The organism is Pacificibacter marinus (genome assembly GCF_900109555.1).
Classification (GTDB): domain Bacteria; phylum Pseudomonadota; class Alphaproteobacteria; order Rhodobacterales; family Rhodobacteraceae; genus Celeribacter; species Celeribacter marinus_C.
In genome coordinates, this window is sequence record NZ_FNZV01000005.1 from 18,686 (window position 1) to 32,910 (window position 14,225).

Genomic DNA, 14,225 nt, shown 5'->3' on the forward strand with positions numbered 1-14,225 from the left:
ATGCCGCTAAATTAGCCGATTTCAGCCAAACGGTTGAGCGCAGCTTTGAGTTTGCCCTCTTCCTCTTCGCGTGCGGCCAGATTGGCTTGGGCTTCCGCCACAACATCGGCAGGGGCAGAAGACGCGAATTTCGGGTTTTTCAACCGACCACGCAAGCCGCCCAGTTCTTTGGCCAGTTTTTGCATGGTTTTCTCAAGCCGCGCTTTTTCTTCGGCAATGTCGATCACGCCTGCGAGTGGCAGTGCGAAGGTGCCGCCCTCGACTGGAATGGTGATCGCGCCTTTGGGCATTGGACCGACAGACAGGCTGTCGATGCGCGCGAGTTTCATGATCAGGGCTTCGTTGTTGGCCCAAGCTGTTCTACCCGCCTCGTCCAAATCGACCTGAACCATCGGGATTTTCAGACCCGCAGGCACATGCACTTCGGCGCGTGAGGACCGGATGCTTTCGATCAAATTGATCACCCAGTTCATTTCGCGGTCGGCGGCAGGATCAACCAGATCGGTGCCATATGTCGGCCAGTCGGTGACGGCCAAAAGTCCGCGATCTGTTTGGACTGTGCCCCACAATTCTTCGGTGATGAACGGCATGAACGGGTGCAACATGACCAGCGCTTGGTCCAGTGCCCAACCCATGGTTTGACGGGTTTCGGCCAAGACGGCTTCGTCTTCTGCGAACAACAATGGTTTCGCGAGTTCGACGTACCAGTCACAGAATTTACCCCAGACAAAGCCGTAGAGCGCGTTTGCGGCATCATTGAAACGATACGCTTCAATCGCTGCATCGACTTCGGCGCGGGTTTTTGCAACCTCGCCAATGATCCATTTGTTCACCGTTGCTTTTGGCGTTGGCATCACGGACGGGTCATAAACCTCGAACACTTGGTTCATTTCAGCAAAGCGTGCAGCGTTCCAGATTTTGGTACCAAAGTTGCGGTAGCCTTTGATACGGTCCTCAGACAGTTTCAAAACCCCACCGATGGCCGCCATGGACGCATTGGTGAACCGCAGCGCATCAGCGCCGTATTCGTCAATGATTTCCAACGGATCGATGACATTGCCCGTGGTTTTGGACATCTTCTTGCCCTTCTCATCACGCACGAGCTGGTGCAGATAGATGGTGTGGAATGGAACTTCGTCAACCACAGCCAATTGCATCATCATCATGCGCGCGACCCAGAAGAACAGAATGTCTTGGCCAGTGACCAACACGTCTGTTGAGAAGTATTTCGAGGTGTCCTCGTTCCATTCAGGCCAGCCGAGCGTGCCGATAGGCCAAAGGCCGGATGAGAACCATGTGTCCAAAACGTCAGGGTCACGGAACATGGGCACTTCCATCGGGCCCTCGAACGAACGGATTTCGCCTTCGTTCTTGGTATCCATCAGCTTGACCTGTTCGGCCAGCACTTCGGCGGCTGCTTGCATGTCTGCGACGATGCGGAAATCAGTGCCGTCAACGGATTGAAGTTTGGCCTTTTCGATGGCTTCCGCTTCTGTAGGGGCACAAATGGGATACCAGTCGTCTTGTCCCGGAATGTACCAAACCGGAATTTGGTGCCCCCACCACAATTGACGCGAGATACACCAAGGTTCGATATTCTCAAGCCAATGGTTGTACACTTTACGCCCACTGTCGGGGATAATCTGGGTTTTGCCATCCCGCACAGCATCTAGCGCGGGTTCGACGATTTTCTCAGCGTCAACGAACCACTGGTCTGTCAGCATAGGCTCAATCACGACTTTGGAGCGATCGCCGAAAGGCTGCATCACAGGTTTGTTTTCAACGTAAGGCACGACTTCGGACACTTCTGTCTCGACGCCTTCATCGTCTTTTACCGTTTTGGTGACAGTCGTCATAACCGCAAGGCCCGCAGCAGTGATGTCTTCAATCACGGCTTCACGCGCTTCAAAACGATCCATGCCACGGTACTTTTCTGGCACGAGGTTCATTTCGTCGATTTCAATCTCAGTAGCCTTTGCACCCGTGGCAATCTCGCGGGCCCGCTCAACGCAAACATCATAAGCATCGCCGTCGTCGCGCATTGCGCCTTGGCGATCCATTAGGCGGTACATAGGCAATTTGCAGCGTTTCGCGACTTGGTAGTCGTTGAAATCATGCGCGCCAGTGATTTTCACAGCACCGGAGCCGAAATCTTTGTCAGGGTATTCGTCGGTCACGATGGGGATCAAGCGATCACATAGCGGCAGATGCACCATTTTGCCCACGATTGGCGCGTAGCGTTCATCACTTGGATGCACAGCAACAGCGCCATCGCCCAGCATGGTTTCAGGGCGCGTGGTGGCGATAGAAATGTAGTCGCGGGTCTCGCGCAGGGTCTCGTTGCCGTCTTCGTCTTTTTCGACGTACTCGTAAGTGTCGCCCCCCGCGAGCTTGTATTTGAAGTGCCACATGTGGCCCGCGACTTCGATATTCTCAACTTCCAAATCAGAGATCGCGGTCTCGAAATGTGGGTCCCAGTTTGTCAGGCGCTTGCCACGATAGATCAGACCTTTGGAATGCATTTCGACAAAGACTTTGATCACGGCGTCGTGGAAATTGCCTTCTTCACCAGCGGGCGCATTTGGCGCGCCTGACATGGTGAATGCGTTGCGCGACCAATCGCAGGAATTGCCCAAGCGTTTCATCTGTTCGATGATGGTCGAGCCGTATTGGCTTTTCCAATCCCACACGCGCGATAAAAATTCTTCGCGGCCTAGATCAGAGCGCTTTTTGCCCTCATCGGCCATGAGTTTCTTTTCGACCTGTAATTGCGTGGCGATGCCAGCATGATCTTGGCCCGGCTGCCATAGGGTGTCAAAGCCGCGCATCCGGTGCCAACGCACCATGATGTCTTGCAAAGTGTGGTTGAACGCGTGGCCGACGTGCAAAGCACCCGTCACATTGGGGGGGGGCAGCATGATCGTAAAGGTTTCATCGCGGGATTTGTTTGCGCCTGCTTTAAAGGCACCTGCCTTTTCCCAGTCGCTGTAAATCCGCTTTTCTGCCGCTTTTGCGTCAAAGATTTTGTCCATGGTCATGCTAAACCGCCCAATACGTCATTCCTGTTCGTGCGATATGTACCCCGCAGTGCGCACAAGGGAAAGGGTGAAACCCGCTGATGTATATCTCCTAAATGGACAAATTGATGGTGCTTTGGCGCAATCGTGGCGTTTAGACGTTTTGGTCTTGGCGCTGGCGTGTGCGGGCATTGTCGAAAGTATGGCTGGGCAGGTTTGTTCGACGTGGTCATGCTGGTGTGTTTATTGGCCCGTTCGTTTGCCCGCATCTTTGACGCTGGGCAGTCGCAGGCTCGTATTGACTTGGTTTTAAGTTTTCACGGTTAAGCGTGATGGTACTATTGGAGAATAACAATATGGGTGATCGGACAACACGGGTAGATCGTGTGATCAAGCGCTTGGTGCAAAGCCCGCTTTACAGCGGCATCACCATTTCTGCCTATCGCCAATCTGACGCGACGCAGTTTCAATTCAGTGGTGGGACTTTGACCGACCGCACGCCCTATTTTGCGACAGCTGCGGCAAAGCTTTATGTAACGACAATTTTGATGCAATTGCGGGATGAGGGCAAAGTTGCCTTTGAAGCGCCGTTTAAAACCTATCTGCCTGGTTGCAAACTTTGTGTCGAAATTCATGTTAAGGATACGATTGATTATACGGGTCTTATCACCATTCGACATCTGATGTCGCAAACCTCAGGCTTGGGGGATTTCTTTATTTTCCGCAATCGGGCCAGAGATTTGCAAAACACAATTTCCAGTGGCATCGATGCCTCTTGGACATTTGATGACGTGATTTCACGCACCCGTTCGTATGGGGCAATCGCAAAACCTGGCGAGTCTCCTAAGGCTTTGTATGCAGATGTGAATTTTCATATTCTGGGCAAAGTGATCGAGGCGATTGAGCAAAAAAGTTTGTCGCAAGTGGTCAAGGATAGGATCACGACGCCGCTTGGACTCACGGGAACGTATATTTACAATGATCCAGCGGATTTACGACCTGCGAATTTCATGTCGCGAGACCGCGAAGTCATTGTGCCGCGTGCGATGGCATCTTTTCAGGCGGATGGCGGATTGGTGACCACATCGCATGACTGTCTGATCTTTTTACGCAGCTTTTTTGAAGGCTACATGTTTGATCGCACGCGCGTGCGCGACTTGTATGATTGGAAGCCTATTTTCCCGCCGATTGACTACGGGCTTGGCGTGATGCGGATTGATGTTCCGCGGTATCTTGCCGTACGGTTCCGTCTGTCAGAGCCGTGGACATGGGGGCGCAAAGCGTCGGCGGTGTATGGCCATTATGGGTTGGGGGGCAGTTTCGCGTTCTTCGCACCCGCGTCCAAGGTCTATGTTGTGGGCACCACCAACCAACTTGCATATCCCAAAAGCTCTATCGCTTTGGCGATGCGTGTGCTTGAGGCGATCGAGCGGGATGAGGTCAGTCCCGTGAGTGGGCGTGCGCCAAAATACACAGTCAGGTCCATTGATCGCTCAGTCGCATGATACGCCCAGCAGATCTAGATTGATCTGTCGAATTTCACGCTGAGATGCACAAGGCTTTCAATGTCCTGAACGCCATTGGTGGCAGTGATTTGATCTAATGTTTGGTCAATCTCTTCGGTTGTCGCGCAGGCAATTTGTGCAATCAAATCGACGCGCCCTGTTGAGGTCGCGACCATTTCAATGTCGGGAATCGATTTGAGCTTGCCGACAACACCGATTGTGGCGCGCGGTTCGCAGTAAATGAGAACCGTTGCTTTGATCCGCCGCGCCAAAGCGACATCTCCAAGCTTGATGGTGTAGCCCGCGATGGTGCCATTGGTTTCCAACTTTTCCAAACGCGCCTGTACCGTTGAACGTGCCACTTTAAATCGGCGCGCCAAGCGGGACACCGATGTGGATGAATCAGTTGCCATCGCCGCGAGAATTTTTTGATCAAGATCGTCCATATTTGGCCTCTAAATATCGTGAAAGGTCGGTGCTGACCGTGGGTTAGGGCCTCTTATTGCACATTTTAACTTCAATACCATACAAATTAACGAGTCATATGTACATTTCAACTCTTTTTTTCGGTGAATTTACGCATCATACAGCACTTACTTGTTTCAGGATCAAAGGGCAGCGGACACGCTTGTACCAGACCTGGTTTGGATTAACGCGCAAGCGCATTCCCAACCGGACACCCCGGGTAAGATAGTGGCTGCAACTGTTGGTGGAGATACGCTGATGGGGCTTTCGAAAACATTGTGGGCATCCCCCGCAGACTACCTTCGTACACACTCGCCGGAGCATCCGGTTATGTTCTTTTCGCCTGAAACGCTTCAGGCGTGTGCTCATGAATTCTTGCAAGGATTTCCTGGGCTTGTGACCTATGCGGTCAAAGCAAACCCAGACGAAGAGGTGCTTGAAAATCTGATCGCTGCGGGCATCAGCGGCTTTGATGTGGCCTCTCCTGTTGAGATGGACACAATCGCACGTCTCGCACCTCATGCTGCGATGCATTACAACAATCCTGTGCGCTCTCGGACCGAGATCAAACATGCCGTGGCGCTGGGCGTGAAATCATATTCTATCGACAGCCATTCCGAGCTGGTCAAGCTGGGTGAATTGGTGCCTGCGGATGGTGTGGAAATCGCTGTGCGGTTCAAATTGCCTGTTGCGGGCGCGGCCTACAACTTTGGTGCAAAATTTGGGGCGACTGTTGAAAAGGCAATCGAATTGGTCACTTTGGCCGATCAGCTTGGCTTTGATGTGTCGCTCAATTTCCATCCGGGCACACAGTGTACTGATCCAAAAGCATGGGAAACATACATCTTTACAGCGGCTGAAATTGCATCTGTGACTGGCGTGCGCATTCATCGTTTGAACGTTGGCGGTGGGTTCCCATCGCACCGTTTGAACGAGGTGGTGCCACAATTGTCAGCGACATTTGCATTGATTGACCGCGTCACAGATGACGCCTTTGGCGATGCGCGCCCTGCACTGATCTGTGAACCAGGTCGTGCGTTGGTTGCGGAAAGCTATTCGTTGGTCACACGCGTGAAAGCCATTCGCGATGACGCGCATGTGTTCTTGAACGATGGTGTCTACGGTGGTTTGTCTGAACTGCATCTTGTGGGTGTAATCGACCGCATCCAAGTGTTCGGGCCATACGGCAATCGCCGCCAAGGCGACCCAGTGGCACGCACTGTGTTTGGCCCGACATGTGACAGCACCGACAAATTGCCAACCGAATTGGGCTTTCCGTCCGATATGGAAGAAGAAGATCACGTAGTGTTTTACGGCTTGGGTGCATACTCGCTTGCAACAGCCACGCGTTTCAACGGTTTTGGTGACATTACAGTTGAGACAGTCCAACGTTTGGTCAAACCTGAGGCCGCGCGTCAGGCAATCTACGCGTAAGCTTTAAGCTTCACATTCTATTGCCTTTACACGGCCCCTTTGACCGCTAGTTTATGTGGGAATTGGGGCCGTTTGCACATCAAGCGTTCCACCGTAGTTAAGGAACCGATACGTGCACCCGCGTCAAAGTATTTTCAGCCGTCTTAAGCATCTTCTGGATTTCAAAAAGCGGGTCACCACGTCTGTCGCGCCTGTTGGGCGTGGGCCCATCACCCATGTTGTTATCATGGATGGGACCCTTTCGTCGTTGGATGACGGGTTTGAAACCAACGCAGGGCTGACGTTTAAACTGTGCTGCGAGGCCGCCGATATTGGCAAAACAAGCACCAATATGTTGGTGCGGTATGAAGCTGGCATCCAGTGGCAGGGTTTTGGTGACACTATGAGTGTCATCGAGGGGCGCGGCATCAACGAACAAATCATGCGGGTTTATGGCGGGTTGGCATCGCGCTATCGCGATGGGGATAAAATTTTCTTGTTTGGGTATTCTCGCGGGGCCTATGCTGTACGTTCGCTTGCTGGATTTATCGACAAAATTGGTCTTTTGCGGGCCAAAGACACAACTGTGCGCAACATCACGGCTGCCTACAGACACTACCAATCAGACCCAGATACGCCACTGGCACGCAGCTTTGCCGCTAAACATTGCCATAAAACTGTGGTGATAGACATGCTTGGCGTGTGGGACACCGTGGCAGCCGTCGGATTACATTTTCCGATCCTGTGGCGGTTTTCCAAGGTCTTTCACGAATTTCACGACTTGCAGCCACCGAAATGTGCGCTGCGGTCATATCACGCTTTGGCCCATGACGAGCGCCGCCGCGCCTATGCGCCAGTGATGTTTGAAACCAATCCGCGCTCTGATCAAGTGCTGCAACAAATGTGGTTTCCCGGATCGCACAGTGATGTGGGTGGGCAGTTGTCGGGGCACAATCCCGAACGCAAGCTGTCAAACGCGACGCTGGTGTGGATGTTAGACAAAGCCGAGCAAGCAGGCTTGGACCTGCCCAAGGGCTGGCGACGCCGGTTTTTATCCGACCCGCACGGGCGCTCTATCGGGATGAGCAAAGGTTGGGGTAAATTCTTTTGGCTACGAAGAAAGCGCACTGTGGGTCATGATCCATCTGAGTTGGTTCACCCCGCGGTAAAACGCTAAACGCGCCCAAATATGAGCGCGCTTGCCGTATTTTATAACAAAGGTTTGGCGTTGCGTGCCAACTACGCGCCAGTCACGCCCAAGTTTTCGCAGACCGCTTTGGACAGATGCGGTTTGTTGAGCGTGTAGAAATGCAAATCTTCAACGCCCCCAGCAATTAGTTTTTCGCACATGTCAGTGGCCAGATTGATCGACAGTTGTTCGGCATCTGCGCCCGCTTTGGCATAAAGATCATCCAAATGGGTGGGCACGGGCGTGCCGCAACTTTGTGCGAATTTTTTCACACCATTCCAGCTGCCGATCGGCAGGATACCGGGTAAAATTTTGCCAGTGATGCCCGCAGCTTCAGCGCGGTCCCGAAAACGGAAAAATGTATCAGGGTCGAAAAAGAACTGCGTGATCGCACTGTCTGCACCCGCATCAAATTTCCGTTTGAGAAATTTTACGTCTGCATTTTCATCGGCGGCTTCTGGGTGTGGGTCAGGATAGGCGCCCACGCGCAGTTTGAATTTACCTGTCTCAGACAAGGCTTCGATCAATTCAATTGAGTTGGCAAAGCCATCAGGGTGGGGGGTAAAGCCGCCCGCGCCTTTGGGGGGATCGCCGCGCAAGGCCACGATTTCGGATACGCCTGCCGCATGGTATGCGTCTGCAATGGCCAGTGTTTCGGCTTTGGTCGCATCGACACAGGTGAGGTGCGCCGCCACATTTAGCCCGAATTTCTTGTGCAGCAACTCAACCGCTTCGTGGGTCAGTGTGCGCGTTGTGCCGCCTGCGCCGTAGGTCACAGACACAAAGCCGGGTTTGAGATCATGCAGCGCATTGACCGTTTCAAACAGACCAAAGGTGGCCGCCATGTTCTTTGGTGGAAAGAACTCGAATGAGATATTTGGCGTTTTGGTCATGTTGATCGTCCTTAGATGAGTTGGACATCTTGTGTCATGTTGCGCCATGTGAGACAAATTCATAGTTCTCAACATTATTATGAATGGCGCTCACATATGCATTTGGAATTCCGCCACCTGCGCACGATCAAAGCGATTTTTGAAGAGGGCGGCTTGGCCCGCGCGGCAGATCGTTTGAATATCACGCAGTCTGCGCTGTCGCATCAGGTCAAAGGGCTTGAGGATCAGGCTGGTGTGGAATTGTTCGTGCGTCGCTCAAAACCGTTAAAATTGTCGGCTGCGGGCATGAAATTGCTGCGCTTGGCGGAAGATGTGCTGCCACGGATTGAAGCGATTGAAGCAGAGTTTCGCGGGATTGAAGACGGCACCAAAGGGCGGCTTCATATCGCGATTGAATGCCACGCCTGTTTCGATTGGTTGTTGCCCGTGCTTAATCAGTTCCGCAAAGCTTGGCCTGATGTGGATGTGGATATCCGACTGCGGCTGGCCTTTGGCGCGATGGCGGCGCTGGAAAAGGAAGATGTCGATTTGGTGATCTCATCGGATCCTGATGTGCCCACAGGTGTCACTTATATTCCGCTGTTTGATTATTCGCCGATGTTTGTGTGTTCCAGCAAAAACCATTTGGCGACACGTGAGTATGTTGAGGCCGAAGATTTTGTGGACCAGACATTGTTCACCTATCCCATGGACCGAGCCCGTTTGGATGTGTTCAAAGAACTGCTGACGCCCGCAGGTGTTTCGCCTGCTGCCGTGCGCCAAGTTGAATTGACCGATGTGATTATGATGCTTGTTGCGTCCAATCGCGGTGTAGCGGTGTTGCCCGATTGGGTGATGCGCGACATTCGTGACAGCGATGAATATGCCGTTTTGCCCCTGACAGCACGCGGGAAAACGCGCCGTTTGTACGCCGCAGTGCGTGATGATGATGTATCGAAACCCTATATGGCGCATGTCATTCGCATCGCAAAAACCGAGGCCGTGAAACTTCAACGGGGTTAATGGCCCGATTTTGCCCTAAACTTCCTATAAAACTACCCTTGCGCCCCTTGGCAGCGCGGGCCCTTGTGCGTATACGCAGCACTTGAACATCTTCGGAGCCGGATACCCATGCTAGGCAGTGCAAACCAAAACGTCATGATCAAGGCCACGCGCGCCGCTGGTCGCTCTCTTGTCAAAGACTTTCGTGAGGTCGAGAACCTCCAAGTGTCCTCAAAAGGGGCAGGGGACTTTGTTTCCAAAGCGATCATCAGCTCTGAGACCATCATGCGCGACATGCTGGTCGAAGCGCGTCCAACTTATGGCTGGCTTGGCAAAGACGGCAAAGAAGTTGAAGGCGCTGACCCGACCCGCCGCTGGATCGTTTCTGGCTTGGACGGAGTGACCAACTTTTTGCACGGTCTGCCGCATTGGGCAGTGTCCGTCGCTCTTGAACACAAAGGTGAAATCGTATCTTGCGTTGTGTTTGATCCAGCCAAAGGCGAATTGTTCTGGGCTGAAAAAGGCGCGGGCGCTTGGATGAACGACACGCGTATTCGCGTTTCTGGTCGCACCAAGCTTCATGAGGGATTGTTTGCGACAGGTTTGCCAAATGGTGGTCAATCTGATTTGCCTGACACCTTGCGTGATCTTGCTCGCATCTTGCCCGCTTGTGCCGGTGTACGTCGCTGGGGTGCTGCGTCACTTGATCTGGCATTTGTTGCAGCCGGTCGTTTCGATGGCTACTGGGAGCGTCGCATGAAACCTTGGGATATCGCGGCTGGTTTGCTTTTGGTCAAAGAAGCGGGCGGTTTCGTCGAGCCAATCGTGAAAACAAACAACATGGTCGATGATGGCGAAGTGATCTGTGCCAATGAGGCGCTGTTTGATCGGTTTGCTACGATTATTCGCTCAGCTTAGACTTTAGCTCAATTTGGGCAACGATTTTAATGCGCACCTTTTACATAGGTGCGCATTTTGCGTTTGTAGCTTGTCGATTTTGATTCAATTTTGAATAAACTCAGACGGGTCTATTCTTGTGGGTCAGCGTTTTCTACGTCGTTTGACAGCAGGGATAGATGTTTTGACAAACTCGTATCTGGCCACAGGATTATCTGGCAGACCAAATGTTCTGTCCCAATACTGTCGCCCACCAAGGGCCAGCCAGCGGGGGTAAATGATAATAAGCCCGGCTGCGAATCCCCCCAAATGCGCCAAATAGGCGACGCCGCCTTGTGCGGTTCCTGAAAATCCACCTAGAATTTGTATGGTGAACCACAGCCCCAGCATGACCCAAGCCGGCACAGGGATAACTTTGAAAAATATAATGAAAATCAAAAGGACGTCGATCTTGGCCTTGGGGTATAAAAGTAAATACCCCCCCATGACGCCAGCAATCGCACCAGAGGCCCCAACCATAGGCACGCGCGCGCTGGTTCCGACCAAATACTGCGCAAGTCCGGCGATCACACCACAAAAAATGTAGAAGCCCAGATACTTTGCGTGTCCCATTTCATCTTCTAAATTGTCGCCAAATATCCATAAAAACAACATGTTGCCCGCTAAATGCATAAATCCAGCGTGCATGAACATCGATGTAAAAAATGTATAGGCCCCCTCGCCAGAGGACACCCGTGCAGGCACCAATGCCCAGCTGGCATAAATGTCAGATATGGTGGTCTCATTGCCAAATGCGGGCAGCATCGCCATGAACACTGCGATGTTTATCGTCATGATCGCATAGGTCACATAGGCGGGGCGGAGGGACGGGTTGTGGTCACGAATTGGAAACATAAGCATACCCTTGGCGCAGCATGGTTTGAGGTCAAGCCCAAAGCCGAAAACTTGCGCTTCTTCGTGTCGAAAACCTCTTGGCTCTTGTGGCCGAAGCGCTTAAACAACAAAGCGTTGCAAACTGGTTCGATAATACACCAATATCGACTGGAACGTAGCAGGTCGCGGGCGTGATGGAATGGTAGACATACCAGACTTAAAATCTGTTGGGCGTATGCCCGTGTGGGTTCGACTCCCACCGCCCGCACCATTTAAATAAAGTATCATATTGATTTTATATACTTTTTGTTTTGTGGGGCTTCTCCACCCCACTTTAATCCCCACTCTGAATTGAAAACACTAGGCTGATATCTTCGACTTTGAAGACAGGTCGTGCGCCCTCATACGATACGTACCTGGGAATCGGTTTGTTGTGGACCATTCCATAAAAGGTGTCGCTCGGGGTTTATTTGATGCAGATTATTCGGCCCATGGGCATATCCTTTTGAACTTCGCTTTGTGTTCATCAAGGAATTGAATTTTACTTTCGCCGGTGTCGCGGTTTGTCGACACTTTGATGTCGCTTGCGGCCGCGCAAGGCTTGGGCCAAGACGCCGAAGACGATCTTTGGGATGGGATCATCGAGCGGATGTGATGACCGACCTTGTCAGTGATGCGTGGCTCTCAGTTTTGATTCTGCAACGGCAACCTCTTGCATCATCTTTTCTAGAACTTCGGGGCATTTGGAGAGATCACTGATGCTGTTCCCGGTCTCGAGCTCGCTTTGGTAAATCCCGTTATACTGCTGCAGCCCGGCGTCACTGTCTTGATGAAGTTCCCTGAGAGATGCAATTGCGATATCTCGATGCATGATCCAAAGGCCACCGAACCCCTGTTTCATGGTGCTTTCGCACTGTGCCAAGGCAGAAACATAGGTTGTTACGGCGGCGTCGGCGGTCCGTATCGCGGCGGCGCGCTTGTGTGAGTTCGCCTCCAGCGCCAGAGCCGGAAATGGAATGGCTGCCAGTGAAGCCGTTATAAATATTTTAAAATTCATGTGGGGTCCTTAAATGGCGACAGATTTTGATAAGCTAGTCGTGCAGCTGTCGGCTGACATCAAAGGCTAAGAGCGCAATATGCGCAAGGCCATGGGTGTGACCAGCAAGCAAGCTGGCGCAATTGTGAAGCGCTGGGATTCTACAAATAAGAAAATGGATCAGATCGGGCGCAACATGTCCCGTTCGATCATAGCACCTCTTTCTGGAATTTCTGTGGCCCTATCCATTCGTGAAGTGACGTAATACGCTGATGCCTGAAGGCGAGCTGACATCGGACAAGGTGTTCAAGGCCATTTTGGCCGCGCAGCCAAAAGTTGAAAAAGCCTTTGCCACAACCAACGCGACCATCGCGGACGGTGTGACCAGGGTCAACAATGCGTTCACGCAATACATCGGCCAGACGGATGCGGGGCTGAGTGCGACGCAGCGCCTTGTCGGTGGTTTGACGGCGTTGGCGGATGATTTGACACCATCGCGGATGCCGCACTCAAGGTCGCGTCTTTGATTGCGGGCGCATTAGTAGGCTGGTCGATTGTGGGCTTGATCGCCAAACTTGGCCTCGCCACATACTCTGCGCTTAAGTTTGCCTCGGTCATTCGCGCGGCTGCCAGTCTATCAGGGGGGGGGCGGCGCTTGAGCCATTCTATCGGATGCTGTGTGCGCATGAACGGCGGTTTTCCACACACGGGTCAAAGACCATCCCTGACAGGATGGTCTGGTTGCTTTTGATCGTTGGGTTAAGACGTTTTCGCTATTGAGATCTCTTTTTCTAGCAAACGTAGGCGTGAAAAGAATTCACCGCGATCCACGTAACATCCGTGCAGATGGCGGAAACCTGTCGAGGGATCAAACGAGTCACGTCCATGAAGGACACGCCGATTGTCAAAAACCACCATTTCACCCGCTTTCAATCTAAAGTTAATGCGGTATTTTGGGTCCCGTGTCTTCGCCATATAGGCACGATAGGCGCGGTAGTAGGCTGGCATGATCTTGGCTGACATGTCGAAAATCCCTGCCAAATGCGCGTTATAACGGATTTCGATCACATGGCCGAATGCACCCAGTGTGATCACGGGCCGATGGACTTTTATATCTGCGTCATGGTCGGAGAAACGGAAAGGGATGGGGGTTTCGCAGAGCAGGCGAAACGCTTCTGGATCTTCTGCGCGAAGATCTTCTGCCATGGCAAAACCATCAGCAAACAGCGACCCGCCGCCTTTTGCTTCATTGGCCAAACAATGCAGGAACTGGTAGCCGGGAGGCACCTCTTGATTGGGTAAGTCTGTGTGGAGCGGCAAGGCGACAGATGTGTAGGCAAGGTTGTTTGGGTCTGGCTTATTGATAACTTCGAATGTGGTGCCAAAATTCGTAGTCCGTAAAAATCCGATCCGCTCAGCCACATCAATGCCTGCGTCTATGCGGTCTTGCAGGTGTTCAACAATTGTCAGTCCAAAAGTGGCGGTATCTCGCATCCATGTGTTCAATGCCTGATCGTCGGTCATAATTGTTGCTGATATATGGCGCGGGATGCCTAAGATACCCAAATCTGCGCGCCAAAGTTGCGCTGAAACGTCCCCTGCGTCATCAGTGCGACGGCCTGGACGATGGGCGCTCATCAGAGCAATTGGCATGTGGCTGACATGTGCGTCTTCGTATTCCAACACCGCGAAATCACCGTCGAGGGCGGCTGAGATCAGCACCGGAGTTTCATCGATAGCTAAGAGGTCTAGTAAGCGCTCATGTGTTTCGGGGTGCAGTCCAGATGGGCAGTTATCGCGCAACCAAATGGTTGGAAAATGCGTTATAGTGCCGTCTGTCCACGTCACGACAAGCATGTCGGTTTGAACCGTAAAGTGCGGTGCAGTCATTGGGTATCCAATTCGTTTCATAGTGAGAAATGTTTGTTGTCACAGCTCAGCTATGGGGCGGAGGCC

13 protein-coding genes and 1 tRNA gene are annotated in these 14,225 nt (G+C 52.4%); 8 read left to right on the plus strand and 6 right to left on the minus strand.

The window, feature by feature from the left end; translation table 11 throughout:
• Positions 1 to 11 precede the first annotated feature (11 nt).
• The gene (locus tag BM025_RS07795) at positions 12 to 3,038 is read right to left on the minus strand and encodes a valine--tRNA ligase (protein WP_085849428.1); all 3,027 of its coding nucleotides are present in this window, start codon (positions 3,036 to 3,038) and stop codon (positions 12 to 14) included.
• A 335-nt stretch (positions 3,039 to 3,373) separates the two neighbouring features.
• On the opposite strand from BM025_RS07795, the gene BM025_RS07805 reads away from it, so the two are divergent.
• Entirely contained in the window at positions 3,374 to 4,522 is a 1,149-nt protein-coding gene (locus BM025_RS07805) for a serine hydrolase domain-containing protein (protein WP_170842152.1), read from the plus strand.
• 14 nt (positions 4,523 to 4,536) lie between these two features.
• On the opposite strand, the gene BM025_RS07810 is transcribed toward BM025_RS07805, so the two are convergent.
• Positions 4,537 to 4,968: an Lrp/AsnC family transcriptional regulator gene (locus tag BM025_RS07810; RefSeq protein ID WP_085849425.1), complete on the minus strand. Its 432-nt coding sequence runs from the start codon at positions 4,966 to 4,968 to the stop codon at positions 4,537 to 4,539.
• Positions 4,969 to 5,245: 277 nt separating this feature from the next.
• Here BM025_RS07810 and BM025_RS07815 point away from each other — a divergent pair, with 277 nt between their 5' ends.
• Both BM025_RS07815 and BM025_RS07820 read left to right on the plus strand, forming a co-directional pair.
• Positions 5,246 to 6,421 carry a type III PLP-dependent enzyme gene (locus tag BM025_RS07815; protein ID WP_085849424.1) on the plus strand — a complete coding sequence of 392 codons (1,176 nt, stop codon included), beginning with the start codon at positions 5,246 to 5,248 and terminating at the stop codon, positions 6,419 to 6,421.
• Between the two features lie 112 nt (positions 6,422 to 6,533).
• Positions 6,534 to 7,577: a DUF2235 domain-containing protein gene (locus BM025_RS07820; RefSeq protein WP_085849423.1), complete on the plus strand. Its 1,044-nt coding sequence runs from the start codon at positions 6,534 to 6,536 to the stop codon at positions 7,575 to 7,577.
• Positions 7,578 to 7,639: 62 nt separating this feature from the next.
• Here the strand turns inward: BM025_RS07820 and metF are convergent, their stop codons facing one another.
• Positions 7,640 to 8,482, minus strand: a complete 843-nt coding sequence (gene metF, locus BM025_RS07825) for a methylenetetrahydrofolate reductase [NAD(P)H] (protein WP_085849422.1) — start codon at positions 8,480 to 8,482, stop codon at positions 7,640 to 7,642.
• Between the two features lie 96 nt (positions 8,483 to 8,578).
• Here metF and BM025_RS07830 point away from each other — a divergent pair, with 96 nt between their 5' ends.
• Positions 8,579 to 9,484, plus strand: coding sequence for a LysR family transcriptional regulator (locus BM025_RS07830; protein WP_085849421.1), 906 nt, complete (start codon positions 8,579 to 8,581; stop codon positions 9,482 to 9,484).
• 108 nt (positions 9,485 to 9,592) lie between these two features.
• Positions 9,593 to 10,381 (plus strand): inositol monophosphatase family protein, encoded by a 789-nt coding sequence (locus BM025_RS07835; RefSeq protein WP_085849420.1) that lies wholly within the window; start codon positions 9,593 to 9,595, stop codon positions 10,379 to 10,381.
• 123 nt (positions 10,382 to 10,504) lie between these two features.
• On the opposite strand, the gene BM025_RS07840 is transcribed toward BM025_RS07835, so the two are convergent.
• A complete protein-coding gene (locus tag BM025_RS07840; protein WP_085849419.1) occupies positions 10,505 to 11,254 on the minus strand; it encodes a rhomboid family intramembrane serine protease in 750 nt (249 codons plus the stop codon).
• 164 nt (positions 11,255 to 11,418) lie between these two features.
• Here BM025_RS07840 and BM025_RS07845 point away from each other — a divergent pair.
• A tRNA-Leu gene (locus BM025_RS07845) sits at positions 11,419 to 11,504 on the plus strand.
• A 396-nt stretch (positions 11,505 to 11,900) separates the two neighbouring features.
• Here BM025_RS07845 and BM025_RS07850 read toward each other — a convergent pair.
• Complete coding sequence (locus BM025_RS07850) at positions 11,901 to 12,290, minus strand: hypothetical protein (RefSeq protein ID WP_085849418.1); 390 nt, start codon at positions 12,288 to 12,290, stop codon at positions 11,901 to 11,903.
• A 79-nt stretch (positions 12,291 to 12,369) separates the two neighbouring features.
• On the opposite strand from BM025_RS07850, the gene BM025_RS19170 reads away from it, so the two are divergent.
• Together BM025_RS19170 and BM025_RS07855 are read left to right on the plus strand one after the other, a co-directional pair.
• On the plus strand, positions 12,370 to 12,534 hold the full coding sequence (locus BM025_RS19170) for a hypothetical protein (protein ID WP_170842153.1): 165 nt from the start codon (positions 12,370 to 12,372) through the stop codon (positions 12,532 to 12,534).
• Positions 12,535 to 12,541: 7 nt separating this feature from the next.
• Positions 12,542 to 12,796, plus strand: coding sequence for a tape measure protein (locus BM025_RS07855; protein WP_085849417.1), 255 nt, complete (start codon positions 12,542 to 12,544; stop codon positions 12,794 to 12,796).
• Between the two features lie 232 nt (positions 12,797 to 13,028).
• Here BM025_RS07855 and BM025_RS07860 read toward each other — a convergent pair whose 3' ends face one another.
• Positions 13,029 to 14,159: a TauD/TfdA family dioxygenase gene (locus BM025_RS07860; RefSeq protein WP_085849416.1), complete on the minus strand. Its 1,131-nt coding sequence runs from the start codon at positions 14,157 to 14,159 to the stop codon at positions 13,029 to 13,031.
• Positions 14,160 to 14,225 lie beyond the last annotated feature (66 nt).